The 18,611-nt window shown below is 72.4% G+C and carries 18 protein-coding genes and 1 pseudogene; 7 read left to right on the top strand and 12 right to left on the bottom strand.

What is annotated here, in order from left to right; all coding sequences use genetic code 11:
• Positions 1 to 129 precede the first annotated feature (129 nt).
• Positions 130 to 345, bottom strand: coding sequence for a dodecin (locus OG276_RS03935; RefSeq protein ID WP_266902750.1), 216 nt, complete (start codon positions 343 to 345; stop codon positions 130 to 132).
• A gap of 166 nt (positions 346 to 511) precedes the next feature.
• Here OG276_RS03935 and OG276_RS03930 point away from each other — a divergent pair, with 166 nt between their 5' ends.
• The 3 genes and pseudogenes from OG276_RS03930 to OG276_RS03920 all read left to right on the top strand — a co-directional run.
• Positions 512 to 1,771 carry an extracellular solute-binding protein gene (locus OG276_RS03930; RefSeq protein WP_266902748.1) on the top strand — a complete coding sequence of 420 codons (1,260 nt, stop codon included), beginning with the start codon at positions 512 to 514 and terminating at the stop codon, positions 1,769 to 1,771.
• Between the two features lie 235 nt (positions 1,772 to 2,006).
• The gene (locus OG276_RS03925; protein WP_266902746.1) at positions 2,007 to 2,876 is read left to right on the top strand and encodes a GNAT family N-acetyltransferase; all 870 of its coding nucleotides are present in this window, start codon (positions 2,007 to 2,009) and stop codon (positions 2,874 to 2,876) included.
• Positions 2,873 to 3,406, top strand: a pseudogene (locus tag OG276_RS03920) (lysophospholipid acyltransferase family protein); the annotation flags it as partial. The gene OG276_RS03925 and the pseudogene OG276_RS03920, both read left to right, overlap by 4 nt.
• Before the next feature lie 233 nt (positions 3,407 to 3,639).
• Here the strand turns inward: OG276_RS03920 and egtD are convergent.
• The 4 genes from egtD to egtA are packed head-to-tail and all read right to left on the bottom strand — an operon-like array spanning position 3,640 to position 8,184.
• Positions 3,640 to 4,692: an L-histidine N(alpha)-methyltransferase gene (gene egtD, locus OG276_RS03915; RefSeq protein ID WP_266902744.1), complete on the bottom strand. Its 1,053-nt coding sequence runs from the start codon at positions 4,690 to 4,692 to the stop codon at positions 3,640 to 3,642.
• Positions 4,689 to 5,504 (bottom strand): ergothioneine biosynthesis protein EgtC, encoded by an 816-nt coding sequence (egtC, locus tag OG276_RS03910; RefSeq protein WP_266902742.1) that lies wholly within the window; start codon positions 5,502 to 5,504, stop codon positions 4,689 to 4,691. The genes egtD and egtC overlap by 4 nt, the downstream gene beginning before the upstream one ends.
• Positions 5,504 to 6,835 (bottom strand): ergothioneine biosynthesis protein EgtB, encoded by a 1,332-nt coding sequence (gene egtB / locus OG276_RS03905; protein ID WP_266902740.1) that lies wholly within the window; start codon positions 6,833 to 6,835, stop codon positions 5,504 to 5,506. Before egtB ends, egtC begins: the two co-directional genes overlap by 1 nt.
• Positions 6,832 to 8,184: an ergothioneine biosynthesis glutamate--cysteine ligase EgtA gene (gene egtA, locus OG276_RS03900; RefSeq protein WP_266902738.1), complete on the bottom strand. Its 1,353-nt coding sequence runs from the start codon at positions 8,182 to 8,184 to the stop codon at positions 6,832 to 6,834. The genes egtB and egtA overlap by 4 nt, the downstream gene beginning before the upstream one ends.
• A gap of 108 nt (positions 8,185 to 8,292) precedes the next feature.
• Here egtA and OG276_RS03895 point away from each other — a divergent pair, with 108 nt between their 5' ends.
• Positions 8,293 to 9,150 (top strand): TIGR02452 family protein, encoded by an 858-nt coding sequence (locus tag OG276_RS03895; protein ID WP_266902736.1) that lies wholly within the window; start codon positions 8,293 to 8,295, stop codon positions 9,148 to 9,150.
• Here the strand turns inward: OG276_RS03895 and OG276_RS03890 are convergent.
• The 4 genes from OG276_RS03890 to OG276_RS03875 all read right to left on the bottom strand — a co-directional run bounded on the left by OG276_RS03890 (position 9,147) and on the right by OG276_RS03875 (position 12,393).
• Positions 9,147 to 9,989, bottom strand: coding sequence for a dienelactone hydrolase family protein (locus tag OG276_RS03890; RefSeq protein ID WP_266902734.1), 843 nt, complete (start codon positions 9,987 to 9,989; stop codon positions 9,147 to 9,149). The genes OG276_RS03895 and OG276_RS03890 overlap by 4 nt on opposite strands.
• A 251-nt stretch (positions 9,990 to 10,240) precedes the next feature.
• Entirely contained in the window at positions 10,241 to 11,065 is an 825-nt protein-coding gene (locus OG276_RS03885; RefSeq protein ID WP_266902732.1) for a trans-aconitate 2-methyltransferase, read from the bottom strand.
• Positions 11,066 to 11,192: 127 nt separating this feature from the next.
• Positions 11,193 to 11,654: a type II toxin-antitoxin system PemK/MazF family toxin gene (locus OG276_RS03880; protein WP_266902730.1), complete on the bottom strand. Its 462-nt coding sequence runs from the start codon at positions 11,652 to 11,654 to the stop codon at positions 11,193 to 11,195.
• A 43-nt stretch (positions 11,655 to 11,697) separates the two neighbouring features.
• Positions 11,698 to 12,393: a TetR/AcrR family transcriptional regulator gene (locus OG276_RS03875; protein WP_266902728.1), complete on the bottom strand. Its 696-nt coding sequence runs from the start codon at positions 12,391 to 12,393 to the stop codon at positions 11,698 to 11,700.
• Between the two features lie 73 nt (positions 12,394 to 12,466).
• On the opposite strand from OG276_RS03875, the gene OG276_RS03870 reads away from it, so the two are divergent.
• Positions 12,467 to 12,874: a RidA family protein gene (locus OG276_RS03870; protein WP_266902726.1), complete on the top strand. Its 408-nt coding sequence runs from the start codon at positions 12,467 to 12,469 to the stop codon at positions 12,872 to 12,874.
• A 13-nt stretch (positions 12,875 to 12,887) separates the two neighbouring features.
• Here OG276_RS03870 and OG276_RS03865 read toward each other — a convergent pair whose 3' ends face one another.
• The 3 genes from OG276_RS03865 to OG276_RS03855 form a co-directional block, all read right to left on the bottom strand.
• On the bottom strand, positions 12,888 to 13,496 hold the full coding sequence (locus tag OG276_RS03865) for a hypothetical protein (RefSeq protein ID WP_266902724.1): 609 nt from the start codon (positions 13,494 to 13,496) through the stop codon (positions 12,888 to 12,890).
• Positions 13,497 to 13,594: 98 nt separating this feature from the next.
• On the bottom strand, positions 13,595 to 14,290 hold the full coding sequence (locus OG276_RS03860; RefSeq protein ID WP_266912509.1) for an alpha/beta fold hydrolase: 696 nt from the start codon (positions 14,288 to 14,290) through the stop codon (positions 13,595 to 13,597).
• A 59-nt stretch (positions 14,291 to 14,349) separates the two neighbouring features.
• Positions 14,350 to 15,594, bottom strand: coding sequence for an MFS transporter (locus OG276_RS03855; RefSeq protein ID WP_266902722.1), 1,245 nt, complete (start codon positions 15,592 to 15,594; stop codon positions 14,350 to 14,352).
• Positions 15,595 to 15,880: 286 nt separating this feature from the next.
• Here OG276_RS03855 and OG276_RS03850 point away from each other — a divergent pair, with 286 nt between their 5' ends.
• Together OG276_RS03850 and OG276_RS03845 are read left to right on the top strand one after the other, a co-directional pair.
• Positions 15,881 to 16,918, top strand: coding sequence for a LacI family DNA-binding transcriptional regulator (locus OG276_RS03850; protein WP_266902720.1), 1,038 nt, complete (start codon positions 15,881 to 15,883; stop codon positions 16,916 to 16,918).
• 439 nt (positions 16,919 to 17,357) lie between these two features.
• On the top strand, positions 17,358 to 18,557 hold the full coding sequence (locus tag OG276_RS03845) for a thiolase family protein (RefSeq protein ID WP_266902718.1): 1,200 nt from the start codon (positions 17,358 to 17,360) through the stop codon (positions 18,555 to 18,557).
• Positions 18,558 to 18,611 lie beyond the last annotated feature (54 nt).

Below are 18,611 nucleotides of genomic sequence, written 5' to 3'. Positions count from 1 at the left end.
TGCCCGCGAGCGCCCGAGGGGCCCGGGCGCTCGCGGGGCCCCGGGCGTCCCGTAGGGGGTCCGTAGAGGCACTGAGGGCCCCGCAGAGCCCCGAGCAGACGAGCCTCAGGCCCTCAGGCCCTCAGGCCCTCAGGCCTCGGCGTCGAGACGGAAGCCGACCTTGATCCCCACCTGGTAGTGCGCGATCTCGCCGTTCTCGATGTGGCCCCTGATTTGGACGACTTCAAGCCAATCCAGATTGTGGAGCGTCTCGCCCGCGCGGGCGACGCCGTTGCGGATGGCTTGGTCGATGCCCTCGTGGGACGTGCCCACGATCTCGGTCACCCGGTACGTGTGATTGGACATGGGGGTCTCCCGACACTGGGTGGCTGTTGCCTTGTTCTACGGTGCCCCAGTAAGTCCGGGTCCGCGAGCTATGCGTGAACAATCCATAGCGATACCCCCTTGACCCACCCATTGGTCTATGCCAATTTCAAGCCATCTGAGATTCATACCCAGAAGGTGACCCCTCGTGAAGATGCGCTTCCTTGTCGTGTCCACCGCTCTCGCGGCCGCGGCCGCCCTCACGGGCTGCAGTCTCAACGGGTCGGGCGGAGGTCCGCAGAGGGTGACGCTCTGGCTGATGAAGGGCAGCGCCTCCGACGAGTTCATAGGCCAGTTCACCAGCACCTTCGAGAAGGAACACCCGGGCGTGGACCTCGAAGTGAAGATCCAGGAGTGGAAGGGCATCGGCGACAAGGTCAACGCCGTCCTGTCCGGCAAGAGCGAGGAGGGCGCCGACGTCATCGAGGTCGGCAACACCCAGGTCGCCCAGTACGTCGAGGGCGGCGGCGTCTCCGAACTCACCCTGGAAGCCCTGCGCGAGTGGGAGGGCAAGGACTGGCTGAAAGGCCTCTCCGAACCCGGCAAGGTCAACGGTGCCCAGTTCGGAGTCCCGTGGTATGCCGCCAACCGCGTGGTGATCTACAACAAGGACCTCTTCGCGAGCGCCGGGGTCAAGGCGCCGATCAGAACCCGCCAGGAATGGATCCAGTCCACGCAGAAGCTCAACAAGGGTGCCCAGCAAGGTATTTACCTCGCCGGGCAGAACTGGTACGTCCTCGCCGGGTTCGTCTGGGACGAGGGCGGCGAGCTCGCCGTCGAGAGCAACGGCCAGTGGTTCGGCACCCTCGACGAGGAGAAGGCCCTGGCCGGAATGGAGTTCTACAAGCAGCTCCAGGCCCTCGGTGACGGCCCCAAGGACGCCGACGAGGAGACGCCCCCGCAGTCCGACGTCTTCGCCCGCGGCGGGATCGCCCAGATCATCGCCCCGCCCGGCCAGGTCGCCGCCATCGAGGCCGCGAACCCGGACCTCAAGGGCAAGCTCGGCTTCTTCCCGATCCCTGGCAAGACCGCCGACAAGGTGGGCTCGGTCTTCACCGGCGGCTCGGACCTGATCATTCCCGAGAAGACGAAGCAGCGTAAGCACGCCGTCGACGTGATCACGGCCCTGGTCAGCGAGAAGTGGCAGACCGAGCTCGCCCGCACGATGAGCTACGTGCCCAACAAGACCACCCTCGCGCACGTGGTCCAGGGCAACGACGGCGCCACGGCGATGGCCCCCGGCGCCGCCCAGGGCCGCGCCACGCCGCAGTCCCCCCGCTGGGCCGAGGTGGAGGCCGAGAACCCGATCAAGCCCTTCATGACGGCCGTCCTCACCGGCCAGGACCCGCAGAGGGCGGCGAAGGCGGCCTCGGACACCATCAGCAAGGTCCTCAGCTCAGACCGCTGATCCCGGGCGCGAAGGGCGCGAGAGGGCGGTGGGGGCGGTGGGAGAGGTGGGGAGGGCGGGGGGAGGGCTCCGCAGGGCTCGGGAGGGGGGCGGAGAGGCCTGCCCGCCAAGTTCAGCGTCCGCACATCCAAGGGCCGCGAAGCGGCCATGTCGAATCCAGCCGGTCACGGAAGAAGTAAAGAAGCCAGGCCACACACCTGCCGGCCTGGCTTCCCGTGCCGGACCAGGAGCCGTCATGACCATCGCCCCCCTGTACCCGTCCGTCCTTCCCGCCGCGTCCTCCTCCGCGTCCTCCTCCGCTCCCGCCCCCGCCCCCGCTCCCGCCCCTGCCTTCACCCCTTCCGCGGCGCCCGCCCCGCGCGCCGAGGAAGCCCCCGCACCCCGCTACGCCGTCCGCATCGCCCGCAACGAGGACGAGGTGCGCGCCGCCCAGCGGCTGCGCCACCAGGTCTTCGCCGGAGAGCTCGGCGCCCGTCTCGACGGACCGGAGCCGGGTCTGGACTCCGACGCCTTCGACGCCTACTGCGACCACCTCCTCGTCGTGGACGAGGAGACCGAGCAGGTCGTCGGCACCTACCGGCTGCTGCCCCCCGAGCGCGCCGCCGTCGCCGGACGCCTCTACTCCGAGGGCGAGTTCGACCTCTCCGCCCTCGCTCCCATCCGCCCCGACCTGGTCGAGGTGGGCCGCTCCTGCGTCCACCCCGACCACCGCAACGGCGCCGTCATCGCCCTCATCTGGGCCGGCCTCGCCCGCTACATGGACCGCTCCGGGCACAACTGGCTCGCCGGCTGCTGCTCCATACCGCTCTCCGACGGCGGGGTGCTGGCCGCCGCCACCCGGGAGAACGTCCTCACCCGCAGCCTCGCCCCCGTCGAGTACCGGGTCACCCCGCACCTCCCCTGGAGCCCCGGAGGCATCGACTTCCCCGGCCGGATGGAACTGCCCCCGCTGCTGCGCGGCTACCTGCGTCTGGGTGCCTGGGTCTGCGGCGAGCCCGCCCTGGACGCCGAGTTCGGCTGCGCCGACCTGTACGTCCTGCTCTCCCTGCGGCGCACCAACCCCCGCTACCTCAAGCACTTCCTCTCGCTCGCCCCGGGCGCATGAGCGCCTGGCTCCCGACCTCGCCCTGCACTCCCGCGGTCTGCGCCGCCCATGAGGGGCGCACCGCGAGCGTGCCGCGCGCGGTACTGCGCCTCGCCGGCGCCGTCGCCCTGATCCTGCTCGGGATCCTGGGAGCCCCGCCGCTGAGGCTGCTGCCGGAACGGCACCGGCACGTGGTGGTACGGGCCTGGGCCGCGGCCCTGCTGGGCGCCTTCGGCCTGCGGATCACCGTGCACGGGACCCCCGGCCCCGGCGGTGGCCGGCTGATCGTCGCCAACCACATCTCCTGGCTGGACATCCCGCTCGTCGCCGCCGTCCTGCCCTCCCGGATGCTGGCCAAGAGCGACATCCGCAGCTGGCCGGTCCTCGGGCCGCTCTCCCGGCAGGCCGGCACCCTCTTCATCGAACGCGAGCGCCTGCGCACCCTGCCCGCCACCGTCGAAGCCCTCGGCCGGGCCCTGCTCGCCGGCGACCGCGTCACCGTCTACCCCGAGGGCTCCACCTGGTGCGGACGGGTCCAAGGCCCCTTCCGGCGCGCCGCGTTCCAGGCCGCACTGGACGCGCGGGTGCCCGTGCAGCCCGTACGGATCAGCTACCTGCTCGACGACGGGGGGCCGGCCGGAGCGCCCGCCTTCGTCGGGGACGATCCGCTGACCGCCTCCCTCTGGCGGATCGCGCGTGCCCGTGGGGTGCGCGCCGAGGTGTGGCTGCTGCCGCGGATCCCGCCGGGCCGGTACGGGCACCGGCGGGACCTCGCGGCTGCGGCTCAGGCGGCCGTGCTCGCCGAACCGGTACCCGCGTCACGGCCGGCGGCGCCGCGGCTGTCCGAGGTACCCTCCCAGCCGTCGGCGCCGATGCCGTCCGCCACCGACAGCGACAGGGCGAATCGGCCGGCCGCGTCCGTCCACCAATGGGTCAACTCAAGTCCGGCAGAGGCGAGTTCCCTGCGGACCCCCTCCTGACGGAACTTCGCCGAGATCTCCGTCAGGATCTCCTCACCCGCCTCGAAGGGCACCTCCAGATCCAGTGCCCGGACCTTCACCACCACGTGCCCGCGGGCCCGCAGCCGCATCTCGATCCACTCGTGCTCCCGGTTCCACACCGCCACGTGCTCGAAGTCGGCGGTGTGGAAGTCCGCGCCCAACTCCCGGTTGACCACGGACAGTACGTTCCGGTTGAAGTCGGCTGTCACCCCTTGCGCATCGTCGTACGCCGACACCAGGACGGCCGGGTCCTTCACCAGGTCCGTCCCCATCAGCAGCGCGTCCCCGGGCGACAGCATCGCCCGTACGTCCGCCAGGAACACGGCCCGCTCCGCCGGCAGCAGGTTCCCGATCGTGCCGCCCAGGAACACCACCAGCCGGGGCCCGGGCGATTGCGGCAACCGCAGCGCCCGGGTGAAGTCGGCCAGCAACGCGTGGACGCGCAGCCCCGGATGTTCCTCCAGCAGGATCTTCGCCGCCCCGGTCAGCGCGCTCTCGCTCACGTCCACCGGTACGTACGTGTCCAGCGCGGGCAGGGCCTCGATCAGGTGCCGGGTCTTCTCGGAGGAGCCGGAACCCAGCTCCACCAAGGTGCGGGCCCCGCTCACCGAGGCGATCTCCCGGGCCCGTTCGAGCAGGATCTCCCGCTCGGCGCGCGTCGGGTAGTACTCGGGCAACCGCGTTATCTCCTCGAAGAGTTCACTGCCCCGCGCATCGTAGAACCACTTGGGCGGCAGCGACTTGGGGGACCGGGTCAGCCCATCGCGCACATCCGTGCGCAGCGCCGCCTCGGCGGTGTGCTCGTCGAGGGTGCGGGTCAGCTGGAAGTCGTTCACTGGCCTTCGTCTCCTTGGTGCGGTGCGTGAGGTGTGTGCGATGCGTGCGGTGCGTCGCCGGGGGTCTCCTTCAGGGAGACGAGGTCGACCCGGCTGCGGGTCGCCGTCAGCAGGGTCCGGTCGGGCACCTCGCACCAGCGCGGGTCGTCGTCATAGGGCTCGGAGGCCACCACCGTGCGCTGCGCCCGGGCGTCGGTCAGGTACCACAGGGAATCCCCCCAGGCCGTCGCCGCGATGGCCCGGCCGTCGGTCAGCAGCAGGTTCAGCCGGGATCCGGGCGCGGCCTCGGCCAGCTCCCGTACCGTCCCGGCCAGCGCCGCACCGAGGTCCGGATCCCTGCGCAGCCGGTGCAGGACCAGGGCCCAGATCAGCGCCGAATCCGTACGGGCGGCCAGCGACAGCAGCTCCTGGGGCGGCAGCCCGGCCGCGACCGGGGCCGCGGAGTCCGGCCAGTCCCGCAGCGAGCCGTTGTGGCTGAACAGCCACAGCCCCTCCGAGAACGGGGCGGCCGCAGCCTCCCCGTCCGCCCCGGGGCGCGTGGCGTCCCGTACGGCGGCCAGCAGCGCCCCGCTGCGGACCACCCGGGCGAGATCGCCGAAGGTCAGGTCGCCCCAGATCGGCCCGGCCCGGCGGTAGCGGGCGGGTACCGGGTCCCCCTCCGCGTACCAGCCGACGCCGAAGCCGTCGGCGTTGACCGTGCCGGAGCGCTGGCGGCGCGGTTCCCACGACTGCCGGACCAGTGAGTGCTCGGGCTCGCTCAGTACCCGGCCCAGGCTCACGGGCGCCCCGAGATAGGCGAGGTGACGGCACATCAGGCCTGCCCGGCGGAGCGTGCGGGGCCCGCGCCGCGCGCGGTCCGGAACCCGGAGAAGATCTGCCGGCGCACCGGCAGGTCCCAGTTGCGGAAGGTGCCCCGGCAGGCCACCGGGTCCACGGCGAAGGAACCGCCGCGCAGCACCTTGTGCTCGGGGCCGAAGAACACCTCCGAGTACTCGCGGTAGGGGAACGCCCGGAAGCCGGGGTAGGGGAGGAAGTCCGAAGCCGTCCACTCCCACACGTCGCCGATGAGCTGGCGCACCCCGAGCGGGGAGGACCCTGCCGGATAGGCGCCCGCCGGGGCCGGCCGCAGGTGGCGCTGGCCGAGATTGGCGTGCGCGGGCGTGGGGTCCGCGTCGCCCCACGGGTAGCGGGTGGAGCGCCCGGCCGCCGGATCGTGGCGGGCGGCCTTCTCCCACTCCGCCTCGGTGGGCAGCCGGCGCCCCGCCCAGCGGGCGTACGCGTCGGCCTCGTACCAGCTCACGTGCAGCACCGGCTCGTCACCGGGCACCGGCTCGGTGACCCCGAAGCGGCGGCGCAGCCAGGTATCGCCCTCGCGGTGCCAGAACAGCGGGGCCTCGATCCCGTGCCGGCGGATCTCCGCCCAGCCGGCCGCCTCCCACCACCGCTCTTCGTGGTAGCCGCCGTCCGCCATGAACTCCTGGTACGCGGCATTGGTCACCGGGACGGTGTCGATCCAGAACGCCTCGACCTCGCGGACGTGCGCGGGCCGCTCGTTGTCCAGCGACCAGGGCTCCGCCGAGGTTCCCATCGTGAACGGCCCGCCGGGTACGAGCACTTCGGCCGCGGGCGGCGGCGGGCCTTGTGAGGGGTCCGGGTCGGGCGCCGCCAGCACCGGTGCGCCCTGTCGTAGCTGATGGGTGATCAGCATCGTCTCGTCGTGCTGCTGTTCGTGCTGGGCGATCATCCCGAAGACGTAGCCGCCGTCCAGCAGGGCCGTTCCCTCCAAGGGGGTGCGGTCCAGCAGGTCGAAGACCCGGCCGCGGACCTCGGCGGCGTACCGGCGGGCCTCGTCCGGGCTCAGCAGCGGCAACTTCGGTCGCTCCGCGCGGGGATGCTCGAACGCGTCGTAGAGCGGGTCTATCTCGGGGCGCATCGACTCGCGGCCGGCCACGTTGCGCAGCAGCCAGAGCTCCTCCATGTTCCCGATGTGCGCCAGGTCCCAGACCAGCGGGGACATCAAGGGGGAGTGCTGGGCCGTCAGTTCCGCTTCGGTGACGGCATCGGTGAGTCCGGCCGTGCGGACGCGCGCCGCGGTCAGGGCGGCGGCGGCCCGCTCGCGCAGGAGCTCCGCTTCGGCGGTCATGAGCGTGCCTCCTCGCCGGCCGGCTGCTGTCGGGTTCGCGGGTGCGGGCGCGCCGGGGCCTGTGCGTGCGGCTGCCGCGGCTCGGTCAGGTCGTCGGCCGGACATCGGCCGCGGGACACGTAGCGCTCGGTGAACTCGCCGACGGTGTCGATGACGTGGCCACCGGCTCCCAGTCGGGGCAGCGCCGAGGCCGCGGCCCGGAAGCAGGCGCGGGCCGCGGACCGCAGCTCCGGATCGGACAGCGCGTCGCGGGCGGCGGACCGCCACAGCGGATTGCGCGGCGCGGGATGGGTGCCGTAGGAGTCGGCCAGCCCCTTCGCCACCCGGTACGCGGTCTCCGCGGCCTCCGGGTCGTCGAACAGCGCGTGCACGACGGCCACCGGGACCAGCCAGCCGTCCTCGCCGGGCTGGGCGTCGATCATCCGCAGCTCCAGATGGCCCCGGGGCCGTACGGGCGGGAAGAGGGTGGTCAGGTGGTAGTCCAGATCGGCGGCGGTCGGTGGCCGGTGGGCGCCGGCCGTCCGGCCGCCACCCCCCTGGCCGCCGGAGCGCAGCCAGTCGCGGAAGGTCAGCCCGCGCGGTACCGCCCAGGGCGCTCCCTCCTCGTCCGTCCGCACGCACATCACCTCGGTGTCCAGCGCCTGTTGGGTCCACGCGCCGCGCGGCTCCGCCTCCAGCGGCGGGGCGAGGGAGCGCCGGGTGTCGAGGTCGCTCCAGACCCCCTGGCGGGCGCACCGCCAGCCGGCGTACGGGCCTTCGTGCGCGGGGGAGTTGGCGAAGGCGGCGACCAGCACCGCGCCGAGGAGGTGGGCCAGGCGCCAGCGCCTGCCGTGGCCCAGCGGGCCGGGCTCCTCGTGACCGGCGTCCACGCAGACCTGGACGGAGGCCGAGGCGCACATCATGGCGCGCCCGGCCGGGCCGGTGCGGTCGAAGTAGGTCTCCATGGCCTCGTACCGCGGGCTTGTCAGCATCCGCCGCAACGGCCTGCGCGGGTCCTGACCGAGTCCGCGCAGGACCAGACCCTGGTCGCGCAGGGCGCCCCGGACGGCGGTCAGATCGGCCTGGAGGCCGTCGACGCAGCCGGTCAGGGAGGAGGCGGGGGCCGAGCTGAGCTCCAGCTGACCGCCCGGCTCGACGGTGACGCCGGAGCCGAGGGGGAGGGCGCGGGCCGCGTCGTGCGCGGCGGCCAGGCGTTCGTGGGAAACGGGCCGGCCGGGTCGTTCGGCGTCGAACACCAGCCATTCGAGCTCCGCACCGAGCAGGCGGGGCGGGCCGGTCTTGAAACAGATGCCGTGGAGCAGCTCCTCGGCGCCGGTTTCTGTCAGTCGGGTGAGTGAGTCCTGGGGCATGACGGGGCCCTCGTCTCCTGTCGTCGGCTGTGACATCACCCGTGCCTACCCGTCCCTAGGGGCACAAACCCATTGCGGGCGCCCTGCCGGAGCGCCGAAGATCGCCGCATGAGCGGCAGATTGCGCGAGATCGCGCGGGAGAATGCGGAGATCGTGGCGGCCGGGGGGTACCGGACGCGGTCGGGACGGCAGGTGTCGATCGCCGCCGCCGTGGTGGAGGCCAAGGCAGGAACCAGGATATATGGGCCAAACCGGGTGATTCCAGGCGAGCCGACCTCGAAGGGTGCCCACCGGACCGTCGTCGAGGTCACCGGCGAGAGCAGTACGGTCGCCGCCCGGCGGCTCGTCGGGGCGCTCCCGGAAGGTCCCGGGACCGTTTCGGTGGCCGTCCTGAACTTCGCTTCGGCCCGGAATCCCGGGGGCGGCTACGTCCGCGGGGCCAAGGCCCAGGAGGAGGCCCTCTGCCGCGCCTCGGCGCTGTACGAGACCCTCCGGGAGGCCCCGGAGTACTACGAGATCCACCGCGCCGAGGTCAGCACCTTCTACACCGACCGGGTGATTCACTCGCCCGGGGTCCCCGTCTTCCGCGACGACCGGGGCAACCTGCTGGACACCCCCTTCCGGGCCGGATTCCTCACCTCGCCCGCCCCGAACGCGGGCACGATCCGCCGCCAGGAACCGGACCGCGAGCCCGAGATCCCCGCGGCCCTCGCACGCCGCGCGGAGCTGGTCCTGGAGGTGGCCGCGCTGCACGGGTACCGGGGGCTGGTGCTGGGGGCCTGGGGGTGCGGGGTCTTCCAGAACGACCCCGCCCAGGTGGCGGAGGCCTTCAGGGGGCTGCTGGCGGGGCGGTTCGCCGGTGTGTTCGAACGGGTCGTGTTCGGCGTACTCGATCCGAAGCCGGCGACGCGGGAGACGTTCGAGCGGGTGCTCGCGGGGGCGGGGGAAGAGGCGCGGGAGGACTAGCCGGGGCCGGCCTGGGCCTCGGTCGGGAGCAGGCGGGTCCGCAGCAGGTCCAGCACCTGGTCCAGCGCCGCGCGGGTGGCCTGTCCTGGCCGGTCGACGAGGTGCTCGGTGAGGACGGAGTGCGGCGGCAGCACGGCTTCGGGGTTGGCGGCCTCGTCCTCCAGCTCGACGGCGACGAAGGCGTCACCGAGCTCGCGGCGCAGGAACGCGAAACGGGCGCCGGGAGTGAGCCGGTCGCTCCTGAAGCGCAGCCCCAGCACCTGCAGGCCCTCGCGCTCGCAGCGTCCCCGGACGGTGGCGAGGTCTTCGGGGGAGATGTCGATGCCGCCCCGCCGGCCGGCGGTGATGGCCAGGGGGAGGGACGGCTGCGACAGGACGGGCACGAGGAGGTGCTCGTCGACGGCCATGGCGAGGGCGAAGCCGCCGGTCAGGCACATGCCGACGGCGCCCACGCCCGGGCCGCCGCAGCGCTGGTGCTCGTACGCGGACAGATCGCGCAGCCAGTTCACGACGGGCGAACTCCGGCCGGTGGCCAGGACGGTGAACTCCCGGCTCACGCACACGTTCCCCATGCTGGACGCGGTGTACAGCGCGCCCCGCAGCAGGCCGTGGGCCTTGGGGTGGGGGTCGCGGCCGGGCGTGCCGAACAGCACCGGGAGCACGGCGGTGCAGCCCATCGCGGCCACCCGCTCGGCGAACTCCAGCACCTTCGGGGTGATTCCGGGGATCTCCGCGAGCACGATCACCGCGGGCCCGCTGCCGCGGCGCAGGACGGGACGCGTGCTGCCCCCGTGGGTGAACGTGTCGCGTTCGAAGCCCGACAGGTCATGGTCCGCCATGGACGACCGCCTCACTCATCGACCGTGGCGCACGCGATCGCGCTGGGCGACGCACGGCACCAACCTTCCGCTGACGTCCGGCGGACGTTCCGCACGTCCTGCTGGCGTGCCGATGACGTTCCGCACGTACCGCCGGCGTGCGGATCACGTTCCGCTGGCGTCCCTTTGACGGGAGGGACCGTACAACACCCGGACGGGGTGGGCCTACCCCTGAGTAACAAGATGGATGGGTGCCGGGTGGCGCCGGAGGCCTACGAGGCTTCGGGCGCTCCGGGTTTCCAGCCCCAGGCCGTGAGCATGCCGGGCGAGAGCCCCGCGTACCCGGGGGAGTCCAGCAGTCGCAGGGCCTCGGTGAGCCGGGCCTCGTCGAGCAGTCCCGTCGCCAGCATGTCCGCCCGGGCCCGGTTCCAGGTGTCCGCCCAGAACCGGCTGATCGGGCTGCCCGGCAGGAGCGGCGGTACGTGGATCTCGGCCGCCACCGCGTCCAGCCCCGCCGCCTCCAGTAGCTCGGGGTGGTGGACCACCTGCGCCACGTCCGTCCCGATGCTGTCGCGCAGCCCGCGCCACATCGCCCGCATGGCGTCGGTGTACGGGGTGAGGGGCGCCGCCGAGTCCGTCGTCAGGTCGACGGCGTCGCTGATCACCAGGACCCCGCCGGGGGCGAGCAGCTCGGCGAGCCGGGCGACCAGTCGCGGCCGGTCCGGCAGGTGCATGAGGACGAAGCGGGCATGGACCAGGCGGAAGAGGCCCGGGGAGAACTCGTCCGCGGTGATGTCCGCCTGCAGCGGGGTCAGCCCCGGCACCGGATGCGCGGCGAGGAAACGTACGTCCCGGTCCACCGCGAGGACCTCCGAGACCCCCGCCTCCTCCAGCAGTCGGCGCGCCACCGTTCCGGTGCCCGCTCCGAGGTCCAGGCAGGTCCAGCCCGGGCCCACGCCGAGCTGCCGCAGCCGGGACATGGTCGTGTCGTCGTAGGTGAGGGAGCCGAGGTCGATCCGGGCCCCCTCGCCGCCGTCCTCGGGGCGGAAGACCCGCTCGCCGTAGCGCCCCGGGTTCTGGCCGCCTGTGCCGGTCATGGACCCATTGTCGCAAGGGGGTGGGGAGGGCACATGTTGGAGCGGGGAGCCGGGAGCGGGGAGCCGGGCCGGGGTCTTGGCCGGGGGCTTGAGGGACAGGCCCGGCCGTGCCCCCGGCCCCCGTGGGCTAGCGCCAGCCGTACCGCTCGCGCAGGCGGTCCACGACGAGCTGGAAGCGGCCCCGGTCCAGTGCGCAGGCCTCGCGGCGCATGCCGTCCTCGTGTACGCGCAGCACCCGGTCCACGTCCACCCAGGACTCCCGCCCCGCGCTGTCCCACGGTCCGGTCCCGATGGGGACCCACTCCCGGTCGTGGTCGTGCCGCTTGCTGGACAGCTGGACGGCCAAGAGCGTGCCGCTCTCCTCGCGGGCCACGACCAGCACCGGCCGGTCCTTGCCGCGCCCGTCGTTCTCCTCGTACGGAACCCAGGTCCACACGATCTCACCGGGATCGGGATCCCCGTCGCGATCGGGGGCGTACGAGGTCTGCACCGGCCCGATGGCGTTCGGATCGGCCTCGGCGGTTGCGGTGGCGCCGTCGCGGCCGGGCTGCTCGATGTGACCGTTGCTGTGGTGGGAAAGTGCCGTCATTCGGGCGAGGTTACCGGGTGGCGGGGGGAGGAGTGAGCGGTGATCAGAGGGTCTTGGGGGCCGGCGGGCGCGTCGGGCTGGTGGGGGGTTCTTCTTGGTTCGGCGGCTGGATGTCTGCTGTCGTGGGGGTGAGTGCCGTCTGCCAGCCCTGCTCCACGGACCGGCGGCATGAGTCGGCTGCGTCGCCGGCGCTCGTGAACAGTGCGGTCAGCATGGGCGCGCCCTGGGCGAGGACCTGGTGCGGCAGGGGGCCCGTGGCCACCAGGGACGCGAGTCCGTGGCCGATCACCCAGCTCTGCGTCGCCAGGGTCAGGGGGTCGATCGCCTCGTGGAAGCGGCCGGCCGTCTTGGCCCGTTCTACGGCGTGGACCAGGCAATGCAGCGTCTCGTCTGCGGCCTTGGCGTCTTCGAGCTCGAAGCCGGCGTCGAACATGATCCGGTAGAGATCGGGAGCGGCGAGGGCGTTGGTTACGTAGGCGGCTCCGAGGGCGGCCAGGTCCCGTACCGGATCCGTGGACATCGACACTGCGTCGAGCCGGGCTGCGAGGCGTTTGAAGCCCTCTTGGCGCATGGCCGTCCACAGGCCGTCCATGCCTCCGAAGTAGGTGTAGACGGCCATCGTCGATACGCCCGTACCGGCCACGAGGGAGCGGAGGGTGACCGGCTCGCGGGTGCGGAGCATCATCGCGGCTCGTTCGATCAGGAGGGAGCGGATCGCCGGGTCTTTGGTTCGCGCCATGTCATTACATTACATAGCAGCGCTATGGTTTGGCGGTGCAGGAACCCTGCGCTGTCGATGACGAGGAGTTGCCATGGCTGTGACGCTGGTCAATCCCGAGGGATTGCCGAAACCCGATGTGTACCGTCAGCTGTCGGTCGCCACCGGGTCGAAGTTGGTGTTCCTCGCAGGTCAAGTCGCGCGCGATGCCGAGGGGCGACCTGTTGGTGGAGGGGACTTCGCTGCTCAGGTCGAGCAGTGCTATCTCAACATCGGCACCGCCCTGGCCGGGATCGGCGGATCCTTCGACGACGTGGCGAAGTTGACCGTCTACGTCGTCGACTGGAGCCCCGAGAAGATGCCGCTGCTGGGGGAGGGTGTGGCCCGGGCGGCTGCCAAGTTGGGCATCGACCCCGTCAAGCCGATCACGTTGCTGGGTGTTGCGGCGCTGGGGGAACCCGATCTTCTGGTCGAGGTCGAAGCCACGGCCGTTCTCGACTGACGGGAGGGGGAGGCTATCTGCCGGCTTGGAGTGCGTTGGTGACTGCTGAGACCACCGTTCGCGGGTCGTCGGCGTGGAAGTGGACGGTGTGGACCTTCTTGGACCGGCCCAACAGGCTTACGTGGGTGATCTGGTGGGTCAGTTCGATGGTGATCGAGGTCTGGGCGGCGATGGCCACGTCCAGCACGCCGTCCTCGGGACGGTTCGCGTTCGGGAAGCGGAGGTCGTACCGGGCGGACGCGATGTGGTCCAGCGGTATGAGCAGGTCGAGCCGTGCGCCGCGTCGTATCCGCACGCCGTCGGGGCCCACGACGTGAGGGCGCGTTACGGCGGTGGCGTGCAGTCCCAGGGAGAGCAGCACCGTGTAGAGGTCCAGTGGCAGCATGATCCAGTGGGCGACCGGGTACGGGGCGAGCAGGATCGACACGCCGACCGTATCGAGCGCGCACAGGAACACCAGCGCGTACGCCGTCGGGGCCTGGGCCCGCGCATACGGGACGGCCAGATCCGGGCCGCCCACCCCGTGCGTGCGCCGGGTCATCCATAAGGCCAGGCCGGCCAGTTGTCGCCGCTCGTGTGTCAGGAGTCGTCGTGCCTGGTCGACGAGTGTTCTGATCTTCATGTGGCCAAGTGAATCAAGGCCGTGGGGGTTGGGTGATCGTGCGGGCCGACCCTCCCGGCTGAACGGGGAGTTCCGCCGGGAGGGTTGGGGGCCGGTCTTTAGATCCAGCCCTCCAGCGATGCCATGAAGCCGTCGAAGTCGTCGCGGTGGATCGTGTGGCCGGCGCCGGTGACCGAGCGGACCTCGAAGCCGCGCTCCTTGAGGACCGCCGCGCGCTCCGGGGAGATCAGGAAGCTCGGGTCCGCCAGCTGTACGAGGGAGGGGACCACCGGCGCCGCCGGCAGCAGGTCCGTGCCCGTCAGCGGGGCCAGGCTCAGGGCGGTGGCCTCGTCCCAGAGGGCCAGGGTGGCCAGTTCGACGTCCACGTCGGCCTCCTCCCAGCGCGGGTTCATCGCCTGGATCTGCTCCTTGGGCGCCGACTTGAACTGGGCGAACATCTCGGGGCCGAAGCCCTCGCCGAGCTCCGCCAGGTGCCAGGCCGGGTCGGAGAACACGGCGCGCTTCGGCTTCAGGCGGTCGACGGCCTTCGAGAGGGTCAGGCCGCCGAGGGAGTGGCCGATGGCGAGCTCGGCGCCGGCCGGGAGCGTTTCGACCACGTCGTCGGCGAAGGCCTCCGGGCTGTACTCGCCCCGGCCGCTGGCGCCGTGGCCGCGCAGGTCCACGGCGATGGCGCGGTAGCCGCGCTCGGCGAGGGCGGGCCCGACCCGGCGCCAGGTCCGGTGGTCGGCCATGATCCCGTGGATCAGGAGGGCGATGCGGTCGCCTTCGCCCCAGGTGTGGGTGTGGAGCTGCACGGTGGTGCCTTTCATCGTCAGGGGTGGTGCGCAGGGAGAGGTTCGGGTGCCCGGTCTGTTCAGCGGACGCTTCGGATCGGCTTGACGGCCAGGGCGCCCGCCACCGCCAGGGCGGCGGCCGCGATGAACAGGGCCGTGTAGCCGCCGCTCAGGGACACGATCACCGAGGCGATGAAGGGGGCGACGATCTGCGGGCCGGCGTTGGCGATGTTGAGTACGCCCATGTCGCGGGCGGCGTCCTCCGCCTTGGGGAGCACCATCGTCACCAGCGCGGTGTCCACGGCCATGTAACAGCCGAAGGCGAGGCCGTTGATCACGGCGAAGGCCAGCATGGCCGTCCAGCTGGTCGACAGGGCCGGGATCACCAGCGCGACGGCGGACAGCAGGGCGGAGGCGCCGACGAAGAGCTTGCGGCGGTCGTACTTGTCCGAGAGCCAGCCGCCGAGGACGGTGGAGACGACCATCGCCACGCTCGTCAGCGGCATCATGATGGCGACCGCCGCCTCCGGCTTCATGCCCTCCGGCAGCACGGTGTGGTCCTGGAGGATGTACAGCTGGTAGCCGCTCACCGCGAAGTAGCCGAGGACCAGCAGGGCCCGCCCGATGAACGCCCAGCGGAAGTCGTGGTCCTTGAGGGCGCTCGCGAAGGCGGCCAGCTGCGCCTTGACCGGCATGGAGGGCTTGGCCGGGCGCCGTTCCTCGCGGGTGCAGGTGGTGAACAGGACGGCGGCGCCGGCGACGATCGCGCCGAAGATCAGGTATCCGGTGCGGTAGTCGTCCGAGAAGGCCGCGCCGATCAGGGCGCCGATGGTCGAGCCCAGCGGCAGGCCGAGGCCGACGGCGGCGGAGGCCTTGCCGCGGGCGCTCATGGGCACCCGGTCGGGGACCACGGAGGTGATGGCGGCCTGGTAGATGTTCATCACGGCCTGGCCGAGGCACCAGGCGATGGTGATGAGCAGGATCGTGTCCGCGGCGCCGAGCAGGAACATCGCCGGTATCGCGGCGAGTCCACCGCCCAGGATCCAGGGGTTGCGCCGTCCGCTGCGGTCGGACAGGGCGCCCGCGACCGGGTTGAAGACCGTCGCGAAGATCGCCGAGACCCCCGCGATCAGGCCGAAGTTGGCGACCTTGTTCGCCGCGTCGATGTCTTCGACCTGGAGGGCGAGGAGTACGCCGGCGACGCCGATGTAGAGCGCGTACATGGCGCCGTTGCCGACGAGCAGCAAGGGGAGCAGGCCGCGCGGGGAGGCGGGGGCGTCGGTGGTGGCGGCGGCGGTGCCGGTGCCGGGGGAGGAAAGGGCCACGGTGCCCTCCTGGGCAGTTTGGTGAGGGGCGAGGGGTATGGAGGGGTGCACTGAGGGGTGTGGGGAGGAGTGCGCGCCGCCCTGTCGCGACGGCGGGGGTGCGACGGAACGCGGCAGGGCGGCGGCACGGCTGGGCACGGCACGAACACGTGTGGAGACACCGTTGACGAAGCTCGGGTGACGTCGTGGTTACACGTGTCAGTGAATCGTGTAACCACTGTGTAGCATTGGTTTCCGGCCATCCGCTAGCCCCTGGGCACAAACGGTCTGGAAAGATGCCACGGCAATGTCTCAGTCATCGAAGCCGCCGAAGCCCCCCACGTCGCCGTCCCCGTCGCCGGCGCCCGTCCCGACCAGCGCGGACGTCGCCCGTCTCGCCGGAGTGTCGCGCGCGACGGTCTCGTACGTCCTGAACAACGCGGAGGCCGTACGCATCAGCGAGCCGACCCGCCGCAAGGTGCGCGAGGCCGCCGAGGAGCTCGGCTACGTCCCCCACGCGGCCGCCCGCAGCCTGCGCGCCGGGCACACGCGCATCGTGCTGCTGCCCACCTCGCACGTGCCGATCGGCCCGCTCTACAGCACCTTCCTCAACGAGCTGCAGTGGGCGCTGCGCGGCCTCGACTACACGGTGGTCCAGTACGGCAGCCTCGGCCTCACCGGCGACGAGGCCGCGCGGGCCTGGGCCGAACTGCGGCCGGTCGCGGTGCTCTCCCTCGGGGAGATCACCCTGTCCGCGCACAACGTGGCCACGCTCAAGCGCGCCGGGGCGCGCGCGGTGCTGACGATGGGGCCGCAGGCCGTTGCCGGGGCGCACGCGCTGGTCATGGACCAGGCGGAGGTCGGCGCGCGGGCGGCGGAGCACCTGGTGGGGCAGGGCCGGCGCCGGATCGGGGTCGTCGTGCCGGAGGAAAAGGGGCTGGAGCTGTTCTCCACGCCCCGCCTGGAGGGCGCACGGTCCGTGGCGGGGGCGGAGATCGCGGCCCTGCGGATGGCCTACTCGGAGGAGTCGGCGGCCAAGCTGGCGGAGCAGTGGGGGTCGCTGGGGCTGGATGCGGCGTTCGCGTACAACGACGAGTACGCGATGCTGCTGATGCGGGCCTTCCAGGACGTGGGGCTGCGCGTGCCGGAGGACGTCGCCGTCATGGGCGCGGACGACCTGCTGATCGGGCGGCTGCTGCGGCCGCGGCTCAGCACGGTGCAGATCGAGATGCCGACGGGGGAGCGGCTGGCGGCGCTGGTCGACCAAGCGGTACGGGAGCCCTCGGCGGCGGTGCGCAGGCATGACCTGATGGCTGCGGTGGCGGTGCCGCGGGACTCGACGTGAGCTGGTCGCTCTGCTCCGGCCTCGCTGTGGCCCAGACCCAGACCCAGACCCAGACCCAGACCCAGACCCAGACCCAGACCCAGACCCCGGCTCCGGCTGCCGGCCGGTCGCCCGTGACGGCCCGGGGCTGCGCCCGGGCCCCTGGGGCTCCGCCCCAGACCCCGCGCCTCGAACGCCGGCGGGGCTGAAATGGCCCTGCGGGCAATCCAGCCCGCCGGCGCAGACAGGGCGCAGACAGGGCGCAGACAGGGCGCAGACAGGGCGCAGACATAGGGCAGGCGCAGGTCGGGGCCCCTCTGGGGGTCGGGGGCCGTTGACAGCGGGGTCGGGGGGACGGAGACTTCGGGCGCGCCCCCACCGGGCGCGGGCGGAGCGTGCCCCGGGCCGGACAGGGATGTCGGTGTGCCGCGCCGTCTCCCGCTCGCCTCGGAGGGACTCCATGAGCATCCGTACCGTCCGCGACGTCTACGTCGTCGACGCCGTCCGCACCCCGATCGGGAAGTTCGGCGGTGCCCTCGCCGGTGTCCGCCCCGACGACCTGGCCGCCCACGTGGTGCGCGCGCTCGTGGACCGTACGCCCGCACTGGACCCGGCCCGCATCGACGACGTCGTCTTCGGTGACGCCAACGGCGCGGGCGAGGACAACCGCGACGTGGCCCGCATGGCGGTGCTGCTCGCCGGGCTCCCCGTGACGGTGCCCGGAGTCACCGTCAACCGCCTCTGCGGCTCCGGGCTCGAAGCCGTCGTCCAGGCGGCCCGCGCCATCGCGCTCGGGGACGCCTCCGTCGCCATCGCCGGGGGCGTCGAGTCCATGAGCCGGGCCCCCTGGGTGGTGCAGAAGCCGGAGCGCGCCTTCCCCGCCGGGCACCAGCAGATGTGGTCCACCACGCTCGGCTGGCGGATGACCAACCCCCGGATGCCCGCGGAGTGGGCCGGTTCGCTCGGCGAGGGCGCCGAACTCGTCGCCGACAAGCACGGCATCACCCGCGAGGCGCAGGACGCCTTCGCGCTGGAGAGCCACCGCAAGGCGGCGGCCGCCTGGGCCGCCGGGCAGTACGACGCCGAGGTGGTTCCGTACGCGGGTGTGGATCTGCCGCGCGACGAGTGCATCCGCGAGGGTTCCGGCCCGGAGGCGCTCGCGCGCCTGAAGCCCGCCTTCCGGAGCGACGGCACCGGCACGGTGACGGCGGGCAACGCCTCGCCGCTCAACGACGGAGCCGCCGCACTGCTGTTGACGGACGAGGAGGGCCTCGCCGCCACCGGGCGGGAGCCGTTGGCCCGGATCAGTGCGTCGGCCGTCACCGGGATCGAGCCCCAGCTCTTCGGTCTGGGGCCGGTGGAGGCGGTCGAGCGTGCGCTCGCCAAGGCGGGCCGCGGGTTCGCCGATCTGGCCGCCTTCGAACTCAACGAGGCTTTCGCGGCGCAGGCGTTGGGATGCCTCGCCTCCTGGCCCGAGCTGGATCCGGCCGTGGTCAACCCGCGTGGCGGGGCCATCGCGATCGGGCACCCGCTCGGTGCTTCGGGCGCCCGGCTGGCGGGTTCGGTGGCCCACCAGCTCGCGGCGGCCGGATCCGGTACGGGGATCGCGGCCCTCTGCATCGGTGTGGGACAGGGCATCGCCCTCGTGCTGGAGCGCTGACCCGACTCCGGCCGGTCGATCGTTTCCGGTCATAGTCGGGCGGCAACTGTTCTA

Origin of the sequence: Streptomyces sp. NBC_00086, assembly GCF_026343255.1 — a bacterium.
Taxonomy (GTDB): domain Bacteria; phylum Actinomycetota; class Actinomycetes; order Streptomycetales; family Streptomycetaceae; genus Streptomyces.
The sequence above is the reverse complement of the archived record's forward strand: the minus strand, read 5'-3'. Positions and strand labels throughout refer to the sequence as shown.

Coding starts and splice junctions, on each gene's coding strand:
- OG276_RS03875 (WP_266902728.1), bottom strand. CDS start 12,393: ATGGCGCGAACCAAAGACCCGGCGATCCGCTCCCTCCTGATCGAACGA.
- OG276_RS03870 (WP_266902726.1), top strand. CDS start 12,467: ATGGCTGTGACGCTGGTCAATCCCGAGGGATTGCCGAAACCCGATGTG.
- OG276_RS03850 (WP_266902720.1), top strand. CDS start 15,881: ATGTCTCAGTCATCGAAGCCGCCGAAGCCCCCCACGTCGCCGTCCCCG.
- OG276_RS03845 (WP_266902718.1), top strand. CDS start 17,358: ATGAGCATCCGTACCGTCCGCGACGTCTACGTCGTCGACGCCGTCCGC.
- OG276_RS03895 (WP_266902736.1), top strand. CDS start 8,293: ATGAGCGGCAGATTGCGCGAGATCGCGCGGGAGAATGCGGAGATCGTG.
- egtA (WP_266902738.1), bottom strand. CDS start 8,184: ATGCCCCAGGACTCACTCACCCGACTGACAGAAACCGGCGCCGAGGAG.
- OG276_RS03935 (WP_266902750.1), bottom strand. CDS start 345: ATGTCCAATCACACGTACCGGGTGACCGAGATCGTGGGCACGTCCCAC.
- OG276_RS03865 (WP_266902724.1), bottom strand. CDS start 13,496: ATGAAGATCAGAACACTCGTCGACCAGGCACGACGACTCCTGACACAC.
- egtC (WP_266902742.1), bottom strand. CDS start 5,504: ATGTGCCGTCACCTCGCCTATCTCGGGGCGCCCGTGAGCCTGGGCCGG.
- OG276_RS03880 (WP_266902730.1), bottom strand. CDS start 11,654: ATGACGGCACTTTCCCACCACAGCAACGGTCACATCGAGCAGCCCGGC.
- OG276_RS03885 (WP_266902732.1), bottom strand. CDS start 11,065: ATGACCGGCACAGGCGGCCAGAACCCGGGGCGCTACGGCGAGCGGGTC.
- egtB (WP_266902740.1), bottom strand. CDS start 6,835: ATGACCGCCGAAGCGGAGCTCCTGCGCGAGCGGGCCGCCGCCGCCCTG.
- OG276_RS03890 (WP_266902734.1), bottom strand. CDS start 9,989: ATGGCGGACCATGACCTGTCGGGCTTCGAACGCGACACGTTCACCCAC.
- OG276_RS03925 (WP_266902746.1), top strand. CDS start 2,007: ATGACCATCGCCCCCCTGTACCCGTCCGTCCTTCCCGCCGCGTCCTCC.